This is a genomic window from Asticcacaulis aquaticus, assembly GCF_028550415.1.
GTDB lineage: Bacteria > Pseudomonadota > Alphaproteobacteria > Caulobacterales > Caulobacteraceae > Asticcacaulis > Asticcacaulis aquaticus.
Map to the genome: position 1 here is coordinate 36,735 of NZ_JAQQKX010000016.1, position 16,372 is coordinate 53,106.

Here is a 16,372-nt window from a genome sequence, read left to right on the forward strand (position 1 = left end):
TGTCAGGGCATTTTACCGCTGGCAAGTCGAAACTGAGGCCCGGCGATATGGCTCACGCGATCAAAAAAAAAGGGTCACGGGCGTAAGAGAGGGGTGCGCCCGTGACCAGATCAGGATGTGCACCAGTCAGAGTTACGCAAGGCGAACAGCATTCCGTCGCAGAAAAGATGCTTTTGCTTAAAAACCAGCGTTCTTATTTGACCGCATGGGCCATCATGAAGACGCGCACGGCATGGGACACCCGGCGCTGAATAGCGGTTTCATCCAGCGTCTCGTTGATATTGAACAGGCGCTTCATATGCAGATCGCCAAACAGCATCCCTGCAAAAGCCTCCGCCGAGGCATGGGGATCGGGTACGTGGACATGGCCCCGGTCATGGGCGACCTGAAGCAGGCGCACCATGCGAATGCGCCCTTTCCCCGGTCCGGCTTCGTAAAACCGCCGGGCCAGGTCCGGATTGCGGCGCGACTCCTCTATGACCAGAAGACCGGCCTGCGACATCTCCTCCCAGCCCAAGAAGCGGAGCGCCGCGGTCCCGATAGCCGTCAGGGTCTCCGGCAGGTTATCGGGGTCGGCGCTGAACTCGACCTGCTGATGCAGACGGTCGCACAGGTCGGTGATATAGGCTTCGAGCAGGTCTTCCTTGGACGGAAAATAGCTGTAGAGGGTGGTTTTCGAGCCGCCGACCTTCGCGGCGATGGCCGACATGGTGGTCGCGACGAAACCGTCGCGGAAAAACGCATCGCGCGCAATATCAAGAATACGCTTACGCCGTTCGGCCGCCGTTGACGGCGTTCCGTTTACTGTGGTGGTCATCTACCCCTCCGAAGTCGGCGGCATAGCATGGTTTTCTAAAGAGACCAACGCTTTACCCTCAAAAATTATGGGGTTTTACGCGCTTCGGCGGATATCCGGACCGGCCTCGTCCGGCACCAGCGCCGCCGGGCGACCGAAATAATAGCCTTGCGCCTCGTCGCAGCCTTCCGATTTCAACAACTCCAGTTGGGTGACCGTCTCGACACCTTCGGCCAGAACCGGCACCTGCAGACTCTTGCCGAGCGCCAGAATGGCGCGGATGATGGCGCGCGCCTGAGGGCTGTGCTCGGCTTCCAGCAGGAACGAACGATCGATCTTGATCTTGTCGAACGGGAAGGAATTGAGCGTATCGAGCGACGAATAGCCGGTGCCGAAATCGTCGATGGCGATGGTTACGCCCAGGGCCTTGATCTGACGTAGGATATGCAGGGCGCGGGCCTTGTCGCCGATGATGGTCGATTCGGTAATTTCCAGCTCCAGACGCCGCGGCGACAGCCCCGTTTCGATCAGAATGGAATGGACCAGATGGACCAGATCGACATGCCCCAGTTGCACGGGCGACAGGTTGACGGCGATCTTGGCCTGATTGTGCCAGCTGGCCGCCTCGGCGCAGGCCGTACGCAACACCCACTCGCCGATATCCAGAATGGCACCGCACTCCTCGGCTATCGGAATGAAGTCCGCCGGGCTGACATGGCCGCGCTCGGGATGTTTCCAGCGCAGAAGGGCTTCGTAACCGGTGATTTCCTGCGTATCGACGGCCTTCTGCACCTGATAATGGACCGAAAATTCGTTGCGGCCGATGGCTTGCCACAGATCCTTGGCCAGGGCCCGGCGGTCGCGTGCCACCTCGTCCATGCGGGCTTCGTAGAAGCAGACGTGCTCGCCGTGGGTCGACTTGGCGCGATAGAGCGCCAGATCGGCATTGTTCATCAGGCCTTCGCGCTGGGTCGCGTCGTCGGGATAGATAGCCACGCCGACCGAGCCACCGGGCGCGACTTCGAAGCCGTCCAGATCGATCGGCCCGTTCAGCGCCGTCTGGACCCGTTCGATGAAATCGGTCAGGTCGCGCGTGTCGATAACGCGTTTGATACAGGCGAATTCGTCACCGCCGAGACGCGCCGTAAATTCGCCCTCGCCGCAGGTGGCCCTCAGGCGCTCGGCAATCACCTTCAGCACCGTATCGCCCGCCGCATGGCCGCGCAGATCGTTGATTTCCTTGAACCGGTTGAGGTCGATGGCGATGGCGGCGACCTTTTGCCCGTGACGCGCGCCCCATTCCAGTTCCTGATCGAGGCAGGTGTTGAAATGATCGCGATTGGGCAGGCCGGTCAGGCCGTCGTGGCGGGCCATGTGCGCGATACGCGCCTCGTCGCGGCGACGTTCGGTGATGTCGTCGAACGTCGTGACCCAGCCGCCGTCCGGCATCGGGCGGTGCGTGATGGCCACCACCGTGCCGTCGCGGAATTCGGAAATGAAGGTGCCGCCGCCCGGCTGGGCAATAAGCGCCTTGTGCGCCTGATAGCGCGCCTCGATAAACTCGGCCGTTGCCCCTGTGCGCGCCAGGATTCGGGCGATCTGCTCGCGGAACGGTAAGCCCGGCACGACCTTTTCGGGATCGGAGTTGAAGATATCTATCACGCGCGGGTTGGCCAGAATCAGGCGCTCTTCGGCGTCGTACAAGCACAGGCCCTGCGACATGTGACGCAGGGCGGTGTCGAAATTGTGCGTCGTCTGACGCAGGCGTTCGCGGTCGGCCTTGATCTGGGTGACGTCGCGCGTGATCTTGGCAAAGCCCAGCAAGGTGCCATTGGCCTTGAACATCGGCGTCAGGACGACGTGGGCGTAGAAGTGCGAGCCGTCCTTGCGCACGCGCAAGGCTTCCTCCTCGAAGCGGCCCATGTCGCGTGCGATCTGCAAGGCCTTCTGCGGCTTGCCGGCGCGGCGCTGGGCTTCCGGATAGAAGCGGTCGAAGCCCTGACCGACGATCTCATCGGCCGTATAGCCCTTGAAGCGCTGGGCGCCGCTGTTCCAGTTACTCACCCGACCTTCGGGATCCAGCATGCAGATAGCGTAGTCCTGAATGGCATCGACCAGCACGCTCAGGTGACGTTCATTGTCGGCCACGACGTCGTCCAGCTTCTGACGATGGAGGATGGTCGCTCCGCACAGGCCCAGCACCGCCAGCGCCACGGCTGCAATCGTCAGCGACATGCTGTCCGGCGATAGAACCAGACCGGAGGTCGCGCGTGCCGGGTCTGCTACCATCTCGATAGCGCCCATGCCGGTGAAGTGATGGCCGACGATCCCCAGCACCAGAAGGCCCGTGCCGGCCCACAGGCTGTGCGCCCGGTCGCTGGTCGCCACCGAAAGCGCCGCCGCACCGCAGGCCATGCCGAGAAGGACGGAAACCGCCACCAGATCTTTCAGCCAGTGGATATGCGCAGGCACTTCCAGTGCCATCATGCCCGTATAGTGCATACCGGCCACGCCCAGCCCGACGAGGGCCCCGCCGACCGACCGCCACACCAGCCGGTCTTCCATGGCCGCCAGACCGATGCCCGCCGCCGTGACCGTCACTGCCACGATCAGGGAGACGAGGGTACGGACCAGATCGTAGCCCGTAATGACACCGGGATTATAGGCCATCATGGCGATAAAGTGCGTCGCCCAGATGCCGAACCCCGTCGCCGCGCCCGCCGTCAGCACCCAGCGCATACGCTCGCGGCTATCGCTTTTCTTCGCCCGGCGCACCAGAGCCATCGCCGTCAGCGACGCCGAGACGCAGACGACCGCCGCCAGAACGACCAGCGCCCAATTGTGCTGATCCCGCAGACAGGTAAGGACTCTCAACATAAAAACGGTATCCGCTGCATGGTTACGCGCACGCCCTATCCGACGCACGGATCACTTGTAGCAACGCACTGATTTCTTTTATGTTAATAGGGCACGGCATGGGCCCTACCCCAGATTGCAAAACGCGCCCAATTCGGGAAATTCTGAACGATTATTGCGGCAGGGTTTTGCTTAAAAGACGCTTGAGCTGGATTTGCTGCAGGCTGCGTTCGGCGGCGGCACGGGCCCGGCGCGCCGGATGTTCCTGCGGTGCGCGCACCCCGGCGACCATCGCGCCTTCGTACAGCAGCAGCCATTCGTGCGACAGGACCTCGGCCATGTCGGCGAAATCGGCGGCGGTGAGCAGGCCTTCGAACCATTCGCGCATCTGCCGTCGCGCCAGGGCGACCATGGCGGTTACCGCCGCCTTGTCGTCGCCCAGTTCGATCAGGGCCGTGATCAGCAGGTCGCCGCGAAAGGCACGATCCGCCGCCTGCGCCGCCAGAGCGTCGAATACGGCCAGAGGCCGCGCCTTGTCGTCCGACGCCTCGACCTTCATCTTGAGCGCCGCGAATTGCGAGACATGCCACCCTTCGAGGCAGGCGAGGACCAGATCGTCCTTCGACGGGAAATGCCGGTAAAAACTGGCCTTGGCAACGCCGGACGCCGCGATGATGCGGTCGATCCCCGTCGCCTTGAAGCCCGACGCCACAAACAACGGCAGGGCCGTATGCAGGATGCGGTCCCTGACACCGGTTTTACCCGTTACACCCGTTGTGGTCTCTACGTCCTTGCTCATGCCGCTCCCCTGTTCAGCGCTCAAGACCTTCGCGATCGCCACGATAGTGACAGACTTGTCTGTCTTGTCAATCTCCTCCCTCCACCTGCCGATACTCAGGCTTTTATTAAACTTTTCTGATTAGTATGCGGAACAACCGGCACACCACCACGCGCCGGAATAAGAGGCCAGTAAGACGAATGCCCCATCGCGCCGAAGACTACAAAGCTCAACGCGACCGCTATATTGCTTTCTCGCTGGCGGCGGCGGATCTGCTGATCGAGGTTGACGGGCAGGAACGCATTCTGAGGACGGTCGGCGCGACCAACGCCCTCCTTAGCGGCACGGCCCAGAATCTCAAAAACAAGCCCGTCACCGAGCTCTTTCCGGTTTCCGAGCGGCTTCTTATCTCCCGATTGCTGAAGCGCGCCCGCGAAATCGGCCGTCTGGACCCGGCAACCGTCAAGCTTCAGCCCGAAGACCGCAAAGCCATGCAGGTCAATCTCGGCGCCTGCTACCTGCCCGGCCCCGACGGCGCGACCGGTTATACCTACATCACGGTGACCGTCCTGTCCGACACCCTGACCAAGGGGTTGCCGGCGCGCGACGACGTCAGCGGCCTGATCAGCATGGGCGACTTCCAGCACATGGCCGCCAAGCAGATCAAGCCGACCGACCCCGATTCGGGCGCGGCCATGCTGCGCGAAATGCAGCTTATCCGCCTCAACGGCCTGTCGGGGGCCATGGAAAACCTGCCGCAATCACGCTCCGAGCAACTGATGGGTGAGATCGGCGCCTTGCTGCGCGCCTCGTCGGGCCCAAGCGGTCTGGCGGCGCAACTGGGCGATGACGAGTTCGGCATACTGGCGGCACCCGACGCCGACGGCACCGCCGAGGCGCAACTGAACGCCGACATCGGTCAGGCCCTGAGCAAGGCCGGCATCCGCGACGGCGCGGTCTCGCCTTCGGTCGTGACCCTGTCGCTGGATACCGCGCACCTCGACGAGGAAAGCGTCGCCCGGGCCCTGTCCTACGTGATGGACAATTTCACCAAAAACGCCGCGGTCGATGCGCGGGGTTTGCAGGCCAGCCTGAACGCCGCCATGACCGCCGCCGTCGACCAATATGCCAAGGTCAAGGCCGTGCTGGCCGCCGGGCAGTTCAACCTGCATTTCCAGCCGGTCGTCGACCTGAAAACCCGCGACGTGCAGCATTATGAAGCGCTTCTGCGCTTTACGGGCGGCATGGACGCCTTCGACACGGTCCGCTTTTCCGAGCAGGTCGGCCTGGCCATGGAGTTCGATCTGGCCGTCTGCGCCAAGGGCATGGAGGCCCTTCAGCGCTATCCGGCGGAGTCCATCGCGGTCAACCTGTCCGGCCTGTCGGTGCAGGATGCGCAATTCCGCGACCGCCTGAGCGCCATGCTGCGCAACGCCCCCAGCCTGCGCGGCCGCCTGATGTTCGAACTGACCGAATCGCATCTGGTCGAAAACCTTGACGACGCCGCCAACTTCCTCGCCGATGTCCGCCGCCGGGGCTTCAAGATCTGCCTCGACGATTTCGGGTCGGGTGCTGCGGCCTATAATTACCTGCGTCGCTTCGACGTCGATTTCATCAAGATCGACGGCCCGTTCCTGAAGACCGCCCTCACCCATCCGCGCCAGCGGGCCCTTATCCACTCGATCAGCGTCCTGAGTCAGGAACTGAAATGCGTCTGTATCGGGGAAATGATCGAAAACGAGGATATTGCGCGTCTGGCGCTTGATCTGGGCATCAGTCACGGCCAGGGCTGGCTGTTCGGCAAGCCCGCCGAAACCATTACGCCGCGCGCCAATGCCATCGCCCACGCCATTGCCCGCCGCAAGGGAACGAAGGAGTGCTGGAGCTAAAGCGCTTGTAACTTAAGGCCGCGTGATGTTACCTATTCCCTGAGTGTTAGGGGGATGTCATGAAATTCACGATCGGTAATGTCTTCAGTCGCGCCTTCGACCTGATGGGGCGGCATTTCGCGCTGATTTTCGGCATGGCGGCGGTCACGGTCGGGATTCCGACCTTCGCCTTCAGCGCCTATATGGTCACGGCACTCGGCGAATCCCCGCTCGAAACCAGCGGTGTCGGCTTTTCAACCACTTCGGGCAGTCTGACCGGGTTCGGCCTTGGGCTTGCCTCGATCATATTGTCGCTGATCAACTATTCCATGCTGACCGAACTGGCGGTGACCGGTCTGGTCGGGCGCAAATTCGAACTGGGGGAATCGATCGGCCGGGCCTTCGCCAATATCCTGCCGCTGATCGCCATCGGCATCCTGTACGGCCTGGCGTTCATCGTCGGCTTTATCCTGCTGATCATCCCCGGCATCATCGTCGCTGTGGCCCTGAGCCCCTGCTTCGCCGTCTATATCGCTGAACGGGGTAACGGCATCGGCGGCGCCCTGTCGAAGAGCTGGAAGCTGACCGAGAACCATCGCTGGGGGCTGTTCTTCATCAGTCTTTTGGTCGGGGTGGCCACCCTCATCCTGTCCAGCGTCGTACAGGCACCGTTCCTGTTCCTGGCCGCCAGCCTGCCGCCTTTGGTCATTCTGGGCATCTCGACCCTGGCCAACGTGGTGGTCAACGCCGTATCGCTGGTGTTCAGCGTCACCTGTTACGTGCTCCTGCGCGAAAGCAAGGAAGGCCGGACGCCGGAAACCGCCGCCGACGTGTTTGCCTGACGCAATCACGTCGCCGGATCGAACTTGTCCTTCCGGCGGCGGCCCATCAGCATACGGCCTTCCAGATGCGCCCGCAGCGCCGCGTAATAGGCGCGCAGGAAGGACTCGTCCGACGGCATGTCCGCCTCGGCTTTCGGCCCTTTCCAGTCGATGCGCGCCTTGATGCGGCTCGCCACGGCCTGCAGCGTCGAGGCACGACGCTCGCGCAGCACCTCTTCCAGCACCGTAAGCTCCTTTTCGCCGTAGGCCGCGACCTGTTCCGGTGTGAACTGCAGCCACGACGACACCGCGGCCTGTTCGACCAGATCGAAGCTCAGGGCCTCACGCGGGACGTGGACGACGCGCGTTCCCCCGAGAAAATCCCCCAGCCGCGCCTTGGCCTTGTTGAACAGCGGCAGGAGCGCCAGACCCAGCGCCCACAGGAAGGCCACAAGCCCCAGCCAGCCGCCGCCCGCCATCGCCTGAAACGACAGGGTTAGGGGCAGGAACAGCTCGACCTCGCGCAGGGCGTTGCGGGTGATCACCGCGGCGGGCGTCAGATGGCCGCCATCGTGTGAAATGACCCGGATCTTCATGACCCGCTTGCCCGGCGTGGCGGCGCGCGGCCCCATCTCGAAAAACATGAAATAGCCCGACCGCGCGAAGAACAGCGTCAGGATGATGAGGATATTGACCAGTTGCCGGAACGGATGGTCCGGGGCCATGTCGAGGTTTACGTGCTCCAGCGGCAACAGGAAATAGACCAGCACCAAGACGATCGGGATGGCGATCATGATCATGAGGTCGATCAAAAGGGCCCCCAGTCGCGTCCCGAACGACGCGGTGCGGAAACCGAGCCTGACCCCTTCGGGCGTAGTGACGACCGTCGTAGGGCCTTCGATGCCGCCGACCGCGATCGTGCCGCCCTTCATCAGGTCCTGTTTAAGCTTGCGCGGCTTAGGGGTTTTGGCCATCGCCCGCCCCTTTCCGGTCGCGACCGAACAACCCGTAATAGGTCAGCCACCACACCAGCATGACGCCGCCGAAAGCGAAGCGCAGGCCCATATCGGTAATGGTCTGACGGCCGACGCCCTCGATGACCCCGGCGATGATCAGCATCAGCATGGCCCCCAGCATGACCGTCCCGGCGGTGCGTCCGGCGGTCGACAGCGCCGCCTTGCGCGTCAGATGACCGGGGAACATCAGCCGCCGCGCCAGATGGAAACCGGCCCCGCCGCCGATGATGATGGCCAGCATTTCGGTCGTGCCGTGGATCGACAGCCAGGCGGCGAAATCAAAGCCCAGCCCCTTGCTGGCGAACAGCCACATCATCGCCCCCAGCATCATGCCGTTATAGAGCAGGACGAAGGCCGTCGGCACCCCGCCGATCACGCCGACCGCGAAGGCCATCAGGGTCACCCGCGTATTGTTCGACATCAGATAGACCGAGAAGGTGCCAAGCTGCTCCTTTTCGGCGCCGCCCAGGGTCTTGCGCAGATCCTCGGCGGTGGCCGATGTATCGCGGCCCTGCGCCGAATGGCCGACCAGCGCATTGTACCAGCTGGGGTCGAAGGCGCACATCAGCCAGCCGCCAACCGCCCCCAGAAAGAAACAGGCGAACGACAGCCACATCTCGATACCGAGCGCGCGGAAGCTCTGCGGCAGTCTGCGCAGGAAAAAGTCCTTCAAGACCTGTAACGGACGGGCATGGGCGCCGTACATATAGACATAGGCGCGGCCGCACAGAGCCTGAAGATAGGTGATCAGGTTGCGATCGAGCGAGATCGACTGCGCCATGGACAGCGACGACACCGTGGCACGATACAGGACCGGCAGTTCGAGCAGTTCCTCGGTGGTGAAACTGCCGATCTGGCCCTTTTCGGCGCGGTCGATCTGACGCGCCAGCGCCCGCCATTCCTTTTCGCGCGTGTCGCGGAATTTCTGGCTCTTGAGTTGAAGCGGCGGCGTATCGCTCACAGCCGGTCCTCCCGTTTCATTTCGAGGTATTTCAGCACCACATTCACCGCCATGGCCTCGGTCGTCGCCTCCAGCACCTCGATCCCCATGCGCCTGAGCGTCGCATAAACCGTCTCGCGCCGATTGAGCAGCCGCCGCGCGAAGATGGCGCGCGTGATGTCGTCGGCTTCGTGCGGCACGTCGGCGGCCAGGCGTTCCAGCACCTCGTCCCGGAAGGCGACAAAAACGATCAGGTGCTTTTTCGACAGGCGTTGCAAGGACTCGATCATCAGGTCGGCGCTGATTTCATCGATGAAGTCGGTGAACAGGACGATCAGCGACCGCCGTCCGATTTTTGCGCCCAGATCGGCGAGCGCCAGCGTATGGTTCGATTCCTCGGGCAGGTCGTCGAGCCCGTACAACTGCGCCTTCAACCCTTCGAAGGCCTGGGTTCCCGACAGCAGCGGCGCGTTGTGGTAGGGTCGCGCCGCGAAGGCGAAACTGCGTACATTGTCGCCGATTTTCAATGCACAATAGCCGAGCAGCAGACCGGCATAGAGGGCGCGGTCGATCTTCTTGACGTTGAGCAGCGGCTCACCCATCAGGCGGCCCGTATCGAAGGCCAGCACGATGTGGTGATTGCGTTCGGTCTGGAATTCGCGTGACAACAGTTTCAGGTGCCGGGCCGACGAGCGCCAGTCGATGCGGCGGTGGTCCTGAGACGAGTCGTATTCGCGCAGGGCGTGGTATTCGGAACCGTTGTGAAGCTGGTTCTGCACGCGCACGCCATAGACGGAGTCGCGCGAGAACAGCGCCGAGGCGTCCTGCTGCACGCCTTCGAGATCGGGCGTGACCACCAGATGCCAGTCGAGCGGAATGACCTTCTGTACATAGCCGAGCCCCAACCCGCCGCTCCAGCGGACATGGGCGGCCTCGACCGCCGCCGCGCCCCGCGATGACGCGCGCAAGGGCAGTTCGCCTTTGAAAGCGCCGGTGTCGTCCGGCGTCAGGGTGACGCCGGCCTGCGGGGTATTCAGCCGCGCCGTGATGCCCCAGCGGATGTCGAGCTTACCCGGACGACGGCCGTTGAAACTGAGCGCATAGGGAAACACATAGTCGCGTCCGACGCCGATCCGGCGCGGCAGGGGCGCATCGAGCGTAACCCGGGACGGCACCGGGGCAAAAACACCTTCGAAAAGCGCCAGCAGGATCAGGCCCACCATGACGACCGGCGCCACCCACCACAGGGCAGGCACGACAAAGACCAGAGCGCTGCCCAGAAGGACACCGACGATCATCAGCCATATCAGTCGCGGGGTGGGATAGATCATCTTATTTACCGCGGAATCTCGATGCGTTCCAGCAGCGCCTGCAGCACACCATCCACCGTCTGGCCTTCGATTTCCGCCGCCGGAGCCAGCAGGACGCGATGGCGCATGGCCGGCAGATACAGCGCCTTGATATCGTCCGGCAGCACATAGTCCCGGCCATCGAGCGTGGCGCGCGCGCGCGCCGCCCGAGCCAGCAAGGCGCCTGACCGCGGCGAGGCCCCGACCGACAGGGACGGACTTTCGCGCGTGGCGCGGGTCAGGCTAACGATATAGTCGAGATTGGCGTCGTTCAGGCGCACTCCCGCCACGGTCCGGATGGCGTCGTCCAGTGTCGCCGCGTCCAGCACCGCCTCGATCCCCGCCTGATCCGGGTCGAGCGCGACGGCGCTGTTGCCCGCCCCGTCGATGATGCGGCGCTCTTCGGCCACGGACGGGTAGCCCAGCACGTGCTTGAACAGGAAACGGTCGAGCTGCGCTTCGGGCAGCGGATAGGTACCCTGCTGCTCGATCGGGTTCTGCGTGGCGATAACGGTGAAACGGTCGCCCAGATCGTAGCGCGTGCCGTCGAGCGTCACCTTACGCTCCTGCATGGCCTCCAGCAGCGCAGCCTGGGTTTTCGGCGGGGTGCGGTTGATTTCGTCGGCCAGCAGCAGATCGCAGAAGATCGGCCCCTTGGTCAGCGAAAAGGACGAGGTCTGGAAGTTGAACAGGTTCGACCCCAGAATATCCGCCGGCAGCATGTCCGGCGTGAACTGAATGCGGCCGAAACGCAGGGCCAGCGCCTTGCAGAAGGTACGCGCCAGAAGCGTCTTGGCGGTCCCCGGCGGGCCTTCGAGCAGGATATGGCCACCGGAAAACAGGGCCGTCAGCATCAGTTCGACCGTATCGGCCTGACCGACGATAACCTTGCCGATTTCGCCCTTGAGGCGGTTCGACAGGTTCAGGACATCGGAAATCTGCACGTCTTAAGTCTCCGTTTTCACAATAGCGGCTTTCCACTGATGCAGGCGGCGCGCCCAGGTCAGCAGTTGCATGGGATTGGTGAGGGTTTGCGCCTCGGCCGACAGGGCGGCGAAGCGTTCGGGGGTATTGTATTTCTCGCTCAGGCGCTCGGCCATCTCGTCCGGCGCGGTCGTATGCTGGAACAGGCCCGTGGCCTTGAGCGCCTGATCGCGGATCATCTGGGCATAGGCCGGGGCCAGTTTGGGCTGCCGCCCCGCCTTGGCGATCAGGCGCGCGGCATTGTCGGCCAGGATCACCACCCCGCGCCCATGCGGCGTCTCGGTCGCCGGATCGTGCGCCGGACCGAAGCGTGAAAAGGCCGACCACATCAGGGCCAGCGCCATCACGATCAGGGCCAGCGGGATGCCGACAAAGGGCACACGCGCCACGTGGTGCATGAAGTCCTGCTCGTAGGCCAGACTGTTGAACGTCACATCGAAAGCGATAGTGGGCTTGGTTCCGGTTTTAGGCGCAACGGAATCAATAATGGACAATGCTCCCGCCACGCGTTCGGGATCGGCCAGTATCTGATTGTTGAGCAGGTCCGGATCGGACAGCAGATAGATCGGCACTTTAAATGGCTTGTCGCCCGGCATGGGGTTGACGCGCGACAGCAGCACTTCGCCATTGGGCCCCAGCAGCAGCGGCGTCAGGTTCGGCCCGGTGATCGACTGAAGGCCGCGAATGCGTCCGCTGGTATAGCCTTTGGTGATGACGGTCTGACCGGCGGCGGGCGTCAGGGCGTAGGAGCGTCCCTTGGCCGCGGGGGCGCGCGTCAGGCGGTAATCGAGACGCTTATAGGTGATGCGGTAGGCGCACTCGCCCTCGACGCGGATGCAACGGCTCTCGATCGGCGATAGCAGGGTCAGTTGCGTGAAGATATCGCCGGGCGATTTGAGGAACGGATCGGCGGCCCAGCGGGGATGACCGGCCATCGGATTGGCGTCCCACTTCGGCGCGACGACCAGCACCGCGCGACCGACCGGTTCGTACAGCAGCCGCTTGCCCTTTTCGGCGGACGGCGTCGCATAGACGTCCATCGCCGCCTCGTCCCGATGTTTGGGGTCTGCGCCCTCCGCCGAGGTCGAACTGGCGTCCTGCGACGCCTTGGACGCCGACGCCTCGGCCATTTCGCGGTTATAGGCGTCCTGGGCGGCCTTAGACGCCGACGCCGTATCGAACGAAGACGACGCGGAACCGGATGAAGATTCGGATGAAGATGCCGACACAGGCGGTTGAATTTTTTGCGGTTTTTCCTCACCCTCCACATATTCGCGTTCGGCATTGTAGATCGCGCCGTCGGAATCGAAGGTGACGATGGCCAGATCTTTCAGGTCGGGCCGACCGGTTTCCTGCCGGTTGAGGCTGGTCCGGTAACCATCGGCCTCCAGCAGTTCACGCAACCCCTTGAACCCCTGCGCCGACAGGGCGACCGGGTTGCCTGCGGGCCCCCGCGCCTCCGGTTCCAGATGCGGCGTGATCAGCATCAGCCCCGCCATGGCGAACAGGCCGAAGCACATCAGCCCCACCAGCAGCGGCAGGAAGTGCGTCAGGGGCGGAATCTCTTTTCCGATCAGGGGAATGCGCATCAGCCGATCCCCTTGATCGACACAAAGCCGACATAGGCCTTGCGGCAGGCGTCGAAGCCTTCCCGCCCGACCTTTATGCCCGCGAAAAAGCTCTTTTCGGCCCAGCGCGTGATCTCGGCATAGGCTGGGCGCGCATCTTCGGGCAATAACGGGTGTGTGCCGATGTCGCGCGCCGAATAGTGCTTGCGCACCAGATCGGGACGATAGGCGTTCAGGTCGGCGACCGAGCGTTTGAGCAGCAGGTGCACCGCCTCGTCGTAGTCGCCCTGCGCCGCCAGAGCGTCGATTTCCGAAAGCAGGGCGGCGGCGGCTTCGGCGGTGGGCCGCCACGGGGCATCGGCCTTGAGCCCGTCGCGCTGGAACAGGCGTTCGACCCGCGCGGTGATGGCGGCGCGGACCAGAGGCGACAACAGGAAAGCGATCAGCACCGCCAGCGCCAGATACATGAGGTACGGCAGGATTGGCGCAATCGGTTCAAGGACATCGGCGATAAACTTGCCAATCTTGCCGAAGAACGAGAATAGCTTGCGCAGCCATTCGTAGTCCACGTCCCGGCGCGGCGGGGCGACGGCGAAATGGGTCTGGAGACTGCCCGCTGCATTGACCTTTTTTATCAGGACTTCGGCCGCGGTCACATCGGCGGCGGTGACGCTGTCGGGCGACGCCGCAGGCACAGGCACAGGCGGCGCGGCGCTTGCGGTCGAGGCCGACGACGCGCTCAAAGCTTCGGTCGAGGTGGCCGCCGCACGCATAATAGACTGAAATACCCCCCAGGGAACCGCATGTGTTCACCCAACCATAGAGCGATATGCCGAAACGTGGCAACCGGTTTTCGACAAAAGAACAAAAAAGGCGGTGAGCCGATGCCACCGCCTTCTGAGAGAGTTAGAACCCGCCGCCGGGGCCGCCGAAGCCGCCACCCCCGCCCCCGCCGTTATTACCGCCGCCAAAGCCACCGCCGCCCTGACGACCGCCGCCCTGACCGCCCTGCTGGCCACCCTGACGGTTGCCCATGCGGCTGTTGAAGCCCATCGGGTTGAACTGGAGGGCGACCATGAAGGTCGTACCGCCGCGCTCGGATTCATTGAAGGATTGCAGCGTATCGTTGCTGTTGACCGAACGGTTAGTCCCCTCGCCCTGAGCGCTGACGGTAAAGCTGAGCTTGTTGTTGATCGGACGGCGGTACGACGCCTGCCAGCGCAGCGGCTGCTCGCGGTAGCCCTGTCCGTTCAACTGCTTCACCGGCGCATTGAACGACACCTGCGCCCGGTCGCGCGGCGTGAAGTTGTAGCCGATGCGCACCCGGCCATTGACCGAATCCAGTTCCGAAATGCCGCTGGACGTGCCGCTGCGCGGCGGCTGCTTGTCGTGCTTGACGGTGGCCTGAAGATTGATCGTCAGTTTGGTGAAACGCTGGTCGTACATGATGTCGAAACCGTTTTCCAGGCCCTCGCCGCCATTCTCGCGCCGGGTCAGGACCACGTCGTCCGACGTATCGAGCGGCGTATTGTTGGGGTCGATAGTGGTCGTGCGATTGATGGCGTTGTTTTCGGTAATCCGGTGGAAATAGGTCGTGGTAAAGGTCAGGTTCTTGGCATTGTCACGGTATTCGTAACGCAGTTCGTTAGCGTGGGTTTCCGCCGGCTTGAGGTCCGGATTACCCTGACGTGCGCTGCGTTCGCTGTTGTAGATGATGGCGGGGTTGAGATCGTCCGTACTCGGGCGCCCCACGCGATGGCTGTAATTGTACCTCAGCTTCATCTTGTCCGTCAGCTGGTACTGCGCGGCAAAGCTGGGGTGGTAGTTGATATAGCTGGTTTCGAAATAGGTCGGATCGTTCGCCGTCGGGTTCGGGTTGGGATTGTACCATACCCGGCGGTTCAGGCTGACGTGGGTCTGCTCCACCCGGACGCCGCTCATCAGGTTCCATTTTTCCCCGAAGGTGCGCTGATAGGTGACATAGGCTTCGCTCTGGTCCTGATCCTGAGTCACGGCATTGGTACGCCGCAAGTCCGGGGTCCGCGCACCAGAGGCATCGGTATTGAACTGGGTCGCGTCGCGCGACGAGGTACGCGAATTGAGGTCGAAGCCCGTGGCAAAGACGCCGCCCCACAACTGACGATTATAGTCGGTGCTGATGGCAATCGTGCTGTCTTCGCTGCCCTCCCTGAATTCACGGCTATTGTTCTTGGACGCGGTCATATAGGTGAAGGTCGAGAAGCGGTCGCGGGTGGACTCGCCCTTCGTCAGCCGGATATCCGCCTTGAAGCTTTCGCCTTCCTGATCACCCTTGTGATTGAAGCCCAGACGCGAGGACGCCTGACGCGTGGTGTCCGGATTGGTCGTCACACCGATATAGCGTTCGGTCAGTGCGCCCGCCGCATCGCGGTCCTCGGTGAAATCGTTGCTGCGCCCTTCGTTCTTGCCGTCGCTATAGGTCGCTTCGACCGTAAAGGTATTCTTCGCATTCGGCGCATATTCCAGATTGCCGCGTAGTCCATAGTTGTCGCTGACGCTGCGCGTACGGCCCCCCGAGGTCGTGGTCGTATTGCCGCCGGTGCGGATATATTCACGGAACCCTTCGGTCCGGCTCTTGTTCACGCCGTGCTGAACATTGATCCCGCCCGAGAACGAGATCGTCCCCTTGTCGCCCAGATCCTTGCCGGTGCCGCCCTGAACGGCGGCATTATAGCGGCCGAAGCTGCCCGCCGACGCGTTCATGAACAGGTTGGGACGCAAGCCGCGGCCCGGCTTCAGGACGATATTGATGATGCCCGCGCCGCCTTCGGCTCCGAACTGCGCCGACGGGCTGGTCATGACTTCGACCGTATCGATGTCGTCGGCGGGCATGGATTGCAGGGTCATGGCGCGGAAATTGCCTTCGGTCCGCGCCGAAGGTTTGCCGTTGATATAGACCTGAACGTTGGAATTGCCGCGCAGGGTGACATTGCCTTCGGGATCGACATTGACGCCCGGGGCCTTGTTCAGGGCGTCCGAGGCCGAGGACACCGGCGTGTCGGGGTCGGTCTTGGGGTCATAGACGTCGCGGTCGATCTTGGCGATCGGCTTTTGCCCCGTCACGGTCACCGTGGTGACGTCTTCACCCGTACCCGCCGCGGCTTTTTCAGCGGCGGCTTTTTCGGCCTCGGCCTTCTTTTGCGCCTCTGTCTTTTCCACCGGTTTCGGCTGGACCGTCGGCACCGGCGTCGGCGTCGGCGCGGGTGCGGTCTGGGCCGAAGCGGGGGCCGCGAGCACCAGACCTATCGCCGAGGTCATCAGAAGCGCGGGCATGAGAGAGGTGAAAGGCATTTTCATTGGGGACGTCTTTTCCGCTGTAACGGTTTTTGGATAGGCCGGACCTTCAGGCCCGTGTTC

The 16,372-nt window shown here is 63.0% G+C and carries 12 protein-coding genes; 2 read left to right on the forward strand and 10 right to left on the reverse strand.

Annotated features, from left to right (window positions below):
• Positions 1 to 193 precede the first annotated feature (193 nt).
• From PQU92_RS16330 to PQU92_RS16340, 3 genes are all read right to left on the reverse strand, one after another.
• Positions 194 to 817, reverse strand: coding sequence for a TetR/AcrR family transcriptional regulator (locus tag PQU92_RS16330; protein WP_272749324.1), 624 nt, complete (start codon positions 815 to 817; stop codon positions 194 to 196).
• 75 nt (positions 818 to 892) lie between these two features.
• On the reverse strand, positions 893 to 3,673 hold the full coding sequence (locus PQU92_RS16335; RefSeq protein ID WP_272749325.1) for a bifunctional diguanylate cyclase/phosphodiesterase: 2,781 nt from the start codon (positions 3,671 to 3,673) through the stop codon (positions 893 to 895).
• A gap of 151 nt (positions 3,674 to 3,824) precedes the next feature.
• Positions 3,825 to 4,451: a TetR/AcrR family transcriptional regulator gene (locus PQU92_RS16340; RefSeq protein ID WP_272749326.1), complete on the reverse strand. Its 627-nt coding sequence runs from the start codon at positions 4,449 to 4,451 to the stop codon at positions 3,825 to 3,827.
• Positions 4,452 to 4,630: 179 nt separating this feature from the next.
• Between PQU92_RS16340 and PQU92_RS16345 the strand changes: the two genes are divergently transcribed.
• The gene (locus PQU92_RS16345) at positions 4,631 to 6,319 is read left to right on the forward strand and encodes an EAL domain-containing protein (protein WP_272749327.1); all 1,689 of its coding nucleotides are present in this window, start codon (positions 4,631 to 4,633) and stop codon (positions 6,317 to 6,319) included.
• Between the two features lie 59 nt (positions 6,320 to 6,378).
• Positions 6,379 to 7,140 (forward strand): DUF7847 domain-containing protein, encoded by a 762-nt coding sequence (locus tag PQU92_RS16350; protein WP_272749328.1) that lies wholly within the window; start codon positions 6,379 to 6,381, stop codon positions 7,138 to 7,140.
• 5 nt (positions 7,141 to 7,145) lie between these two features.
• On the opposite strand, the gene PQU92_RS16355 is transcribed toward PQU92_RS16350, so the two are convergent.
• From PQU92_RS16355 to PQU92_RS16385, 7 genes are all read right to left on the reverse strand, one after another.
• Positions 7,146 to 8,093, reverse strand: coding sequence for an RDD family protein (locus PQU92_RS16355; RefSeq protein WP_272749329.1), 948 nt, complete (start codon positions 8,091 to 8,093; stop codon positions 7,146 to 7,148).
• Positions 8,077 to 9,096, reverse strand: coding sequence for a stage II sporulation protein M (locus PQU92_RS16360; protein ID WP_272749330.1), 1,020 nt, complete (start codon positions 9,094 to 9,096; stop codon positions 8,077 to 8,079). Before PQU92_RS16360 ends, PQU92_RS16355 begins: the two co-directional genes overlap by 17 nt.
• Positions 9,093 to 10,406, reverse strand: a complete 1,314-nt coding sequence (locus PQU92_RS16365) for a DUF58 domain-containing protein (RefSeq protein ID WP_272749331.1) — start codon at positions 10,404 to 10,406, stop codon at positions 9,093 to 9,095. The genes PQU92_RS16360 and PQU92_RS16365 overlap by 4 nt, the downstream gene beginning before the upstream one ends.
• 5 nt (positions 10,407 to 10,411) lie before the next feature.
• Positions 10,412 to 11,368, reverse strand: coding sequence for an AAA family ATPase (locus tag PQU92_RS16370; protein ID WP_272749332.1), 957 nt, complete (start codon positions 11,366 to 11,368; stop codon positions 10,412 to 10,414).
• Positions 11,369 to 11,371: 3 nt separating this feature from the next.
• On the reverse strand, positions 11,372 to 12,997 hold the full coding sequence (locus PQU92_RS16375; protein ID WP_272749333.1) for a hypothetical protein: 1,626 nt from the start codon (positions 12,995 to 12,997) through the stop codon (positions 11,372 to 11,374).
• Positions 12,997 to 13,749 carry a hypothetical protein gene (locus PQU92_RS16380; protein ID WP_272749334.1) on the reverse strand — a complete coding sequence of 251 codons (753 nt, stop codon included), beginning with the start codon at positions 13,747 to 13,749 and terminating at the stop codon, positions 12,997 to 12,999. The genes PQU92_RS16375 and PQU92_RS16380 overlap by 1 nt, the downstream gene beginning before the upstream one ends.
• 133 nt (positions 13,750 to 13,882) lie before the next feature.
• On the reverse strand, positions 13,883 to 16,312 hold the full coding sequence (locus PQU92_RS16385; protein ID WP_272749335.1) for a TonB-dependent receptor: 2,430 nt from the start codon (positions 16,310 to 16,312) through the stop codon (positions 13,883 to 13,885).
• Between the last annotated feature and the right edge of the window lie 60 nt (positions 16,313 to 16,372).

What these genes read in the sequence shown, in the direction of transcription:
- PQU92_RS16330 (WP_272749324.1), bottom strand. Translation starts at nt 817, where the DNA reads ATGACCACCACAGTAAACGGAACGCCGTCAACGGCGGCCGAACGGCGT.
- PQU92_RS16335 (WP_272749325.1), bottom strand. Translation starts at nt 3,673, where the DNA reads ATGTTGAGAGTCCTTACCTGTCTGCGGGATCAGCACAATTGGGCGCTG.
- PQU92_RS16340 (WP_272749326.1), bottom strand. Translation starts at nt 4,451, where the DNA reads ATGAGCAAGGACGTAGAGACCACAACGGGTGTAACGGGTAAAACCGGT.
- PQU92_RS16345 (WP_272749327.1), top strand. Translation starts at nt 4,631, where the DNA reads ATGCCCCATCGCGCCGAAGACTACAAAGCTCAACGCGACCGCTATATT.
- PQU92_RS16350 (WP_272749328.1), top strand. Translation starts at nt 6,379, where the DNA reads ATGAAATTCACGATCGGTAATGTCTTCAGTCGCGCCTTCGACCTGATG.
- PQU92_RS16355 (WP_272749329.1), bottom strand. Translation starts at nt 8,093, where the DNA reads ATGGCCAAAACCCCTAAGCCGCGCAAGCTTAAACAGGACCTGATGAAG.
- PQU92_RS16365 (WP_272749331.1), bottom strand. Translation starts at nt 10,406, where the DNA reads ATGATCTATCCCACCCCGCGACTGATATGGCTGATGATCGTCGGTGTC.
- PQU92_RS16375 (WP_272749333.1), bottom strand. Translation starts at nt 12,997, where the DNA reads ATGCGCATTCCCCTGATCGGAAAAGAGATTCCGCCCCTGACGCACTTC.
- PQU92_RS16380 (WP_272749334.1), bottom strand. Translation starts at nt 13,749, where the DNA reads ATGCGTGCGGCGGCCACCTCGACCGAAGCTTTGAGCGCGTCGTCGGCC.
- PQU92_RS16385 (WP_272749335.1), bottom strand. Translation starts at nt 16,312, where the DNA reads ATGAAAATGCCTTTCACCTCTCTCATGCCCGCGCTTCTGATGACCTCG.